9 protein-coding genes are annotated in these 8080 nt (G+C 63.9%); 3 read left to right on the top strand and 6 right to left on the bottom strand.

Going from position 1 to position 8080, the window contains the following annotated elements:
* Nucleotides 1-761 precede the first annotated feature (761 nt).
* The 3 genes from Q7U29_RS15295 to Q7U29_RS15285 form a co-directional block, all read right to left on the bottom strand.
* Complete coding sequence (locus Q7U29_RS15295; protein ID WP_304742831.1) at nucleotides 762-1673, bottom strand: DMT family transporter; 912 nt, start codon at nucleotides 1671-1673, stop codon at nucleotides 762-764.
* A gap of 158 nt (nucleotides 1674-1831) precedes the next feature.
* The gene (locus Q7U29_RS15290) at nucleotides 1832-2890 is read right to left on the bottom strand and encodes a phosphotransferase family protein (protein ID WP_304742829.1); all 1059 of its coding nucleotides are present in this window, start codon (nucleotides 2888-2890) and stop codon (nucleotides 1832-1834) included.
* A 142-nt stretch (nucleotides 2891-3032) separates the two neighbouring features.
* Nucleotides 3033-4268, bottom strand: coding sequence for an acyl-CoA dehydrogenase family protein (locus tag Q7U29_RS15285; RefSeq protein ID WP_304742827.1), 1236 nt, complete (start codon nucleotides 4266-4268; stop codon nucleotides 3033-3035).
* A 224-nt stretch (nucleotides 4269-4492) separates the two neighbouring features.
* Between Q7U29_RS15285 and Q7U29_RS15280 the strand changes: the two genes are divergently transcribed.
* The gene (locus Q7U29_RS15280; protein WP_304742825.1) at nucleotides 4493-5164 is read left to right on the top strand and encodes a TetR/AcrR family transcriptional regulator; all 672 of its coding nucleotides are present in this window, start codon (nucleotides 4493-4495) and stop codon (nucleotides 5162-5164) included.
* A gap of 27 nt (nucleotides 5165-5191) precedes the next feature.
* Here the strand turns inward: Q7U29_RS15280 and Q7U29_RS15275 are convergent, their stop codons facing one another.
* Both Q7U29_RS15275 and Q7U29_RS15270 read right to left on the bottom strand, forming a co-directional pair.
* A complete protein-coding gene (locus tag Q7U29_RS15275) occupies nucleotides 5192-5536 on the bottom strand; it encodes a cytochrome c (RefSeq protein WP_304742823.1) in 345 nt (114 codons plus the stop codon).
* A 118-nt stretch (nucleotides 5537-5654) separates the two neighbouring features.
* Nucleotides 5655-6881, bottom strand: coding sequence for a CaiB/BaiF CoA-transferase family protein (locus Q7U29_RS15270; protein WP_304742821.1), 1227 nt, complete (start codon nucleotides 6879-6881; stop codon nucleotides 5655-5657).
* Between the two features lie 197 nt (nucleotides 6882-7078).
* Here Q7U29_RS15270 and Q7U29_RS15265 point away from each other — a divergent pair, with 197 nt between their 5' ends.
* Together Q7U29_RS15265 and Q7U29_RS15260 are read left to right on the top strand one after the other, a co-directional pair.
* The gene (locus Q7U29_RS15265; RefSeq protein WP_304742819.1) at nucleotides 7079-7336 is read left to right on the top strand and encodes a type II toxin-antitoxin system Phd/YefM family antitoxin; all 258 of its coding nucleotides are present in this window, start codon (nucleotides 7079-7081) and stop codon (nucleotides 7334-7336) included.
* A complete protein-coding gene (locus Q7U29_RS15260; RefSeq protein ID WP_304742817.1) occupies nucleotides 7333-7716 on the top strand; it encodes a type II toxin-antitoxin system VapC family toxin in 384 nt (127 codons plus the stop codon). The genes Q7U29_RS15265 and Q7U29_RS15260 overlap by 4 nt, the downstream gene beginning before the upstream one ends.
* A 16-nt stretch (nucleotides 7717-7732) precedes the next feature.
* On the opposite strand, the gene Q7U29_RS15255 is transcribed toward Q7U29_RS15260, so the two are convergent.
* Nucleotides 7733-8080: YbaN family protein (locus tag Q7U29_RS15255; protein ID WP_304742815.1), on the bottom strand; the 348-nt coding region annotated here is incomplete at its 5' end.

The raw sequence follows: 8080 nt of genomic DNA, 5'->3' as shown, positions 1-8080 counted from the left end.
CGTCCCCGCGAACGCGGGGACCCATACGCCGTGACGTTGAGTGGCGACTGGTATTGGAAAGCTTGTTGGAGCATTTCGCCATTGCATCATGCGACCGGAGTTATGGGTCCCCGCGTTCGCGGGGACGACGGATGAGGGATTCCGGTTCAATCTGTAAACACACGTGCGCGATCTCGCGGCGCGATGCGCCCGAACTCTGCTATCAAATCTCCTTGCCCTCCAATCAGAGGGCGCGGGGAGGCCGGGCGCCCGATGCGCCCGATAGCCGCGTGTGCAACGGGAGTAGGTAGCAAGCACACGCGTTAGTCAGGTCACACCGGAATCACCCGGCACTCCCCGCGCAATGGTTTACGGCTTATACGTGATCTCCCCGGCGAGCCCTGCACTCTTGCCACCGTCGCCCGCGCCAGAGCGCGAACTTGAACACCAGCCTTTGGGGTGTCGGAACCACACGTCTTTGCCATCCGCTTCAGGCGCCCTGGTCAGGAACGCCATCCGCGTCCATCGCATCCCCGTCCCGCACTGGTGACCTTGCGCAACGCCCCTCTGAGTGGGACGGGATGGCGATTTACATACACCGGTTTTAATTTCTGTAAAACCGAATTATTTTTGCACGAGGGGCTTGACACGACTTCTGATAAAGCGAAGTGAGTTGCCCGCCGGGTAGTCACACAGCGTCACACACCACACATCCACCCGGCCGCCATCCTTCGAGACGCCGCGAAGATGCCGCTGCTCAGGATGAGGACCAGGGGCGCCGGTCACAGCCCGTCGGGCGGCAGGCCGGAGGCGTCGGCCGCCACCGGCCGGTGACGGATGCGCTCACGGTAGAAGGCGTAGAGGCCGGACAGCACGATGATCGATGCGCCCGTCACCATCATGGCATCGGGCACGTCGCCGAACACGAGATAGCCGAGCAGCATCGCCCACAGCAGCGCGGAATAGCGGAACGGCGCCACCGCCGAGATATCGCCCGACCGCAGCGCCATGATGACGCATTGATAGCCGATCAAGAGAAGCACCGCGGCGAGCGTCAGCAGGCCGAGCGCGCGGGACGATGGCGGCGTCCAGCCGCCGAGCGGGACGATGATGGCGGCGCCGGCGATCGTCACCGTCACGGTCGTCACCAGGGTGATGAACAGCGACGGCACCTGCGCGGGGATGCGCCTTGTCGCGAGGTCGCGCACGGCGCAGAAGAACACCGAGATCAGCGCGAACAGCGAAAACTGGTTGAAGCCCTCGACACCCGGCCGGACGATAATGAGCACGCCGATGAAGCCGGCGGCGATGGCGAGCCAGCGCCGCCAGCCGACCGGCTCGCCGAACATCAGTGCGGCGCCCAGCGTGACCGCCAGTGGCAGGGCCTGAAAGATCGCGGCGGTATTGGCCAGCGGCAGGTGCACGATCGCGGCCAGGAACGTCACCGTTCCCAGCACTTCGCCAACCACCCGCAGCGCCACCGGTTTCATGACCAGCGTGCGCAGCGGACGCAGCGCGCCCTGATGCCACGCCAGCGTGGCGATCAGCGCAATCGCGACCACGCCGCGCACCAGCATGATCTCGCCGAAATTCATCTCGGACGACACCGCCTTGGTGATGGCGTCGTTCATGGTGAAGCCCGCCATGGCGGCGGCCATCAGCAGACTTCCGCGCATGTTCGGGGAAAGGGGCAAGTCGGCTTTCAAAGGTCTCGTGCCCCGGACGCTGCGCAGCGCGGAGCGGTGCGCTGCTGAGCCGGGGCCCATCTGGTCTTGGTACTAATAGAGTGGGTCCCGGCTCGGCGGCGCAGCGTGAAGGACGCTGCACCGCGTCCGGGACACGAGCACAACGACTACTTCGCGCCGGCCTTCTGCGCGTATTCCCAGGAGGCCTTCGACAGCGGCACGGTGCGCGCGGCCGATTCCATCGCCTTGGCGTTGGCCGCGGTGCCGTCGCGGACGCGTCCGGCAATCCCCTGGGTGATGCCGGCGAGCCGGAACAGGTTGTAGGCGAAATACCAGTTGAGGTCGGGCACCGCACTGCCGGTGACGTTGCAGTAGATCTGCGCCGCCTCTTCCATGCTGGGTATGTTCAGCGCCTTTAGGTCGGCATTGGCGAGGCCCGGCATGGTCCACTGCATCAACAGATAGGTGAAGTCCGCCATCGGATCGCCTGTTGTCGACAGCTCCCAGTCCAGCACCGCCTGCACCCGCGGTTCCGTGGCGTGGAAGATCATGTTGTCGAGGCGATAGTCGCCGTGCACGATCGACACGCGTTTCTGTTCCGGCACGGTCTTCGGCAGCCATTCGGCGAGTTTTTCGAATTCGGGAATGTGCTGGGTTTCCGAGGCGCGGTATTGCTTGGTCCAGCGGTCGACCTGGCGCGCAAAATAATTTCCGGGCTTGCCGAAATCGCCGAGACCGATGGCCTCGGGATCATAGGTGTGCAGCTTTGCCAGCGTCTCGATCTTGCTGGTGAAGATCTTGCGGCGCGCGTCCGGCGTCTGGCTCGGCAGCGTCGGATCCCAGAACACCCGCCCCTCTTCCATCGACATGATGTAGAAGAAAGCGCCGATCACGCTGTCATCGGTGCACAGCGCATAGGCTTTTGCGACCGCGAAACCCTGCTTGCTCAGCGCAGCGATGACCTTGAACTCGCGATCGACCGCGTGCGCCGACGGCAGCAGTTTGCCGAAGGGACGGCGGCGCATCACATAGGATCGGCCGGGGGTATCGAGCCGGTAGGTCGGGTTGGACTGGCCGCCCTTGAACTGCTGGACGGTCAGCGGTCCCTGATAGCCTTCAACGTGTTCGCGCATCCAGCCGTCGAGGGCGATTTCATCGATCCGATGCCGCTCCTCGACGGGTCTGGTGCCGGAAAACTCTTCGTCGTTCCTGACGCCTTCGGCCACAATGACGCTCCCTTGCTTTTCTTACTCGTCATTCCGGGATGGTCCGAAGGACCAGACCCGGAATCTCGAGATTCCGGGTTCGATGCTTCGCATCGCCCCGGAATGACGGTTAGAGAGCGCCACTGTTTCCGCCGGGCTCCCGTTAGTGCGTATTAGAGTTGGCATACTTCCGAAGTTCAAGTCTGGCAATGGCGCGGTTATGGACCTCGTCCGGACCGTCGGCAAGGCGCAGCGTGCGAATGCCGGCATAGGCCTTGGCGAGGCCCGCATCGTCGGAGACGCCGCCGCCGCCCCATGCCTGGATCGCGTTGTCGATGATCTTCAGCGCCATGTTCGGCGCCGCCACCTTGATCATGGCGATCTCGAGTTGCGCGGTCTTGTTGCCGACCTTGTCCATCATGTCGGCGGCCTTGAGGCACAACAGCCGGGTCATCTCGATATCGGTGCGGGCCTCGGCGATGCGCTGTTCCCAGATCGAATGTTCGATGATCTTCTTGCCGAACGCGGTGCGCGACGCCAGCCGCCGCACCATCTTCTCCAGCGCCTCTTCGGCGACGCCGATGGTGCGCATGCAGTGATGGATGCGGCCGGGACCGAGGCGGCCCTGCGCGATCTCGAAACCGCGGCCCTCGCCGAGCAGGATGTTTTCGGCGGGAACCCGGACGTTCTCGAGCAGCACCTGGGCATGGCCGTGCGGCGCATCGTCGAAGCCGAACACCGGCAGCATCTTTTCGACGGTGATGCCGGGGGTATCGAGCGGCACCAGGATCTGCGACTGCTGCTGATGGCGCGCCGCGTTGGGATCGGTCTTGCCCATCAGGATCGCGATCTTGCAGCGCGGGTCGCCGACGCCGGACGACCACCATTTGCGGCCGTTGATGACGTAGTGATCGCCGTCGCGCGTGATCGAGGTTTCGATGTTGGTCGCATCCGATGACGCCACCGCGGGCTCGGTCATCAGGAAGGCGGAGCGGATCTCGCCGTTCATCAGCGGCTTCAGCCATTTGCGCTTCTGCTCCTTGCTGGCATAGCGCATGAACACTTCCATGTTGCCGGTATCCGGCGCCGAGCAGTTGAACACTTCGGAGGCGAAGGTGATGTGGCCCATTTCCTCCGCCAGCGGCGCGTATTCCAGGTTGCTCAATCCCGCGCCGCGGAATTCATCGTCCTCATGCGAGGACGGCGGCATGAACATGTTCCAGAGGCCTTCGGCCTTCGCCTTCTTCTTGAGGTCTTCGAGAACAGGGATCACCTTCCAGCGCGAACCCTCGGCGTCCTGCTGCTTGTAGATCGGCACTGCGGGCCGGACATGCTTGGTCATGAACGACTGTACGCGATTGAGCCAATCCTTCTGGCGATCCGACATATTGAAGTCCATGGGCGTTTCCTCACCTTGTGAAATTGTTGGGCGCACTGTCTGCCCGCCATTCGCCGGCCGCAAGGCGATTTTGCGCCTTCGCGACGGCTCACGACCGCAGCGGACCGCGTTCGAAATGCGAACCATTACGAACAATGATTGACATTTCCGGCCCTTCAAACGATAGTTTCATACAAGTGTTTGAAATGCAACCGGCCAGATCGGCCCTGCATGGGAGCCATGACATGGCGTCGGATCATACCAGGAGCGCGATCCTCAGCGCCGCGGAGCGGCTGTATGCCGATCGCGGCTTCGGCGACGTCACGCTGCGCGACATCGTGGCTTCCGCGAACGTCAATCTCGCGGCGGTGAATTATCATTTCGGCTCCAAGGACGAATTGATCGCCGAACTGTTCGTGACCCGCAGCCTCGCCACCAACCGCGAGCGGCTCAACGAGTTGAAGGCCGCGGAAGAAGCCGGCGGCGGCCGCGCCGGCATCGACGCGATTTTCCGCGCGCTGGTGGGACCGACGCTGCGCGGCTGCCTTGGGCCATCGAGCGAGGGCTCGACCGCCGCGCGCTTCATGATCCGCGCCTCGATCGAGTCAGTGCCACCGATCCGCCGCATCAAGAACCGCGAAGTCGACCACTTGCGAAAGTTCGCGGCCGCGATGCGCCGCTCCCTGCCCGGCCGCGCCGAAGCCGATATCTATTGGGGCCTGCACTTCGCGCTGGCGATGGCGCACCACACCATTCGCGAACGGGAGCGGTTGACAAAACTGTCGGAGGGATTGTGCGATCTCGACGACGTGCAGGGGATTGTCGAGCGGGTCGTCGCGGTGTCGGTGATGGCGCTGGCGGGCGGCGAGACGAAAAGCAAGGCGCCCGCCAGGCTGGTGGCGCGGGACGGGCGGTGACCGAAAAAGGCCACGCCGATGCCGGTCTCATTTCCTGACGGCGAGCGCGTAGAGATAGGCAAGGATCGCATCGACGTCCTCGTCGGAAAAGTCGATCTGCGGCATCGCCCGGTGTTTCGACACCATGCCTTCCCTGAGTTCGGCCTGCAGCTCTCGCGGCAAAAACCGGGCGTAGATGTCGCGCATCGGCGGCGCCTGCGCGAGCGGGCTCGCACCGACGGCCTCGATCGCATGGCAGCGGCCGCAGTTCTTCTCGAGGATGGCCTTACCCCTGCTCCGTAGCTGGGCAGAGCCGGCGGCATCGGCGGTCGCGGCCGAACAAGCGAGAAGTGCGGCGATCAGGCTTCGGAGCAGATTGGAGCGCGGTATCATCTGTTTGGGTCCCACCGCATTGCAGGCTGCGCCCGGGACCACCGGATCGTCTTGATGCAAATCAAGCCATGGCGACCGCGCGGCAAGCGCGCAAGTCGCACGGAGGCGTGGTTGCGGACTAGATGATCTTCTGCGCCTTCAACTCACCCAGCTTCGCCTCATCAACCCCGATCGTCGCCAGCACATCCTTCGTGTCCGCGCCCAACAGCGGCGGCGCGCGATAGTCCTTCACCGGGGTGCCCGAAAACGTGATGGCGTTGCGGATCAGCGACAGCTCGTGCTCGAAGGGATGATCGACCTTGACCTGCATGCCGCGGGACTGGACATGCGGATCGGCGAACACCTGCGCGAAATCGTTGATCGGGCCGCAGGGCACGCCGGCTTTCGCCAGTTCGTCGAGCCAGTGCGCAACCGGCTTTTTCAGGAACAGGCCGGCAAAAATCGCCATGATCTCCTTGCCGTGCACGACGCGGTCGTTGTTTTTCAGGAATTTCGGATCGGTCGCAAGCTCCGGCTGGCCGAGCACGGCGCAGGTGCGCGCAAACTGGCCGTCATTGCCGACCACCAGCATCAACTCGCCGTCGGTGCAGCGGAACACGCCGGCGGGCATGCCGCCATTGCCCCAGGTGCCGCGCCGCGGCGGAGTCTGGCCGTTGACGAGGAAGATCTGCGCGTAATGCGACAGCGAGGCGATCACGGTGTCGAACAGGCAGACATCGACATGCTGCCCCGCACCGCCATTGGCCTTGCGGTGATAGAGTGCCGCCAGAATGCCGATCGATGAATTCATGCCGGTCATGTAATCGACGATGGAGGGCCCGACCTTCATCGGCCCTTCGCCGGGCTCGCCGTCGAGATGGCCGGTGACGCTCATCAGCCCGCCCATCGCCTGCAGGATCGCGTCATAGCCGGCGCGCGGCGCATAAGGCCCGGTCTGGCCGAAACCGGTCACCGAGCAATAGACGATGCCGGGATTGATCGCCTTGATCGATTCGTAATCCAGCCGGTAGCGCTTGAGATCGCCGACCTTGTAGTTCTCCATCATGACGTCACAGGATTTCGCCAGTTCGCGGACGATGTCCTGGCCTTCCGGCGTCGCGATGTTGACGGTGACCGATCCCTTGTTGCGGTTGGCGCACAGGTAGAACGAGTTGTTGTTGTTCGCCTTGCCATCGGGATCGGTCAGGTAGGGCGGGCCGAAGGCGCGCGCGTCGTCGCCGCCGCCCGGCCGCTCGATCTTGATCACCTCGGCGCCGAGATCGCCCAGCATCTGCGCCGACAGCGGCCCCGCCAGCACGCGCGTCAGATCGAGAATTTTGATGCCTTGAAGGGGCAGAGCCGACATAGAGCTTCCTCCGGAGTTCTTGGTCTTGTCGCGCGGGAGCAGGCGCCCGGCGAAATGTGAATCAGCGGATACACTATTTTTCGCGCGCCAAGCACTGCGCTCAGGACATGAAGCTATCCGCCCGCTGCGGCGCGCTGTTTTTTGACATGGACCATTAAATAGTCCAATATTTATCTGCGCGTCAGAAGGAAAAACCTGTGCGGATTTCCGTCACCGAAGCCAAGGGACAGTTGACCGAACTGGTGCGCCGCGCCGAGGCCGGCGACGAGGTGATCCTGACCCGGCACGGCCATGAAGCGGTGCGGCTGGTGCCGGTTACGGCCGTGCTGGAGCCTAAGGACCGGCGCGCGTTGCTCGAACAAGCGCGCGTGCGCGGTTCGGCCAAGGCAACGGCCGGGCCGGATGCGGCGCGAAGCCAGGACTTTCTCTACGGCGACGACGGCCTGCCCTCTTGATCGCCGTCGACACCTCCGCGCTGATGGCGATCGTGCTCGACGAGGCGAAGGCCGATGCCTGCATTGCCGCGCTGGAGAAGGAAGACAACGTCGTGATCTCGGCCGGCACCATCGCGGAGGCGTTGATTGTCGGAGCGCGGCGCAATGTCAGCGAAGAAATCGAAAGCCTGATCGACGGACTAGGCTTCACCGCCGTCGCGGTCACCCCGGCTTCGGCGCGGCGGCTTGCTTCGGCCTATGGGCGCTGGGGCAAAGGCATCGATGCCGCCGGGCTGAATTTCGGCGACTGTTTTGCTTATGAAGTCGCGAAAGAGCACGACTGTCCCCTGCTGTATGTCGGCGATGATTTCGCAAGGACCGATGTCAAGGGCGTGTTGTGAATTTGCGGCGGCCGCTTCAGGACTGATCCACAATGGTCGGACGCGATATGACGTAGGCAGCGCAGGCCAGCAGCAGCGCCGCCACGCCGGCCGCCAGCCACAGCGAGGGATGCGCGCTGAACCAGAATGCGACAAATCCGAACGTCATCCCCGCGCAGGCCATCACCTTGGCCGGAAGCGAGATCGCCCCATCGGAGCGCCAGTCGCGCAGCGTCTTGCCGAATTGGGGATGATCGAGCAGCCACGCCTCCAGACGCGGCGACGAGCGCGCGAAACAGCCTGCCGCACCGATCAGGAAAATCGTCGTCGGCAACAGCGGCGTTACCGCGCCGATCACGCCGAGCGCGACCAACACCCAGCCCAT

This window comes from Bradyrhizobium sp. (assembly GCF_030654605.1).
Taxonomy (GTDB): Bacteria; Pseudomonadota; Alphaproteobacteria; order Rhizobiales; family Xanthobacteraceae; genus Bradyrhizobium.
Note: the sequence above shows the minus strand (reverse complement) of the source record. Positions and strands in the feature narration are given on the sequence as shown.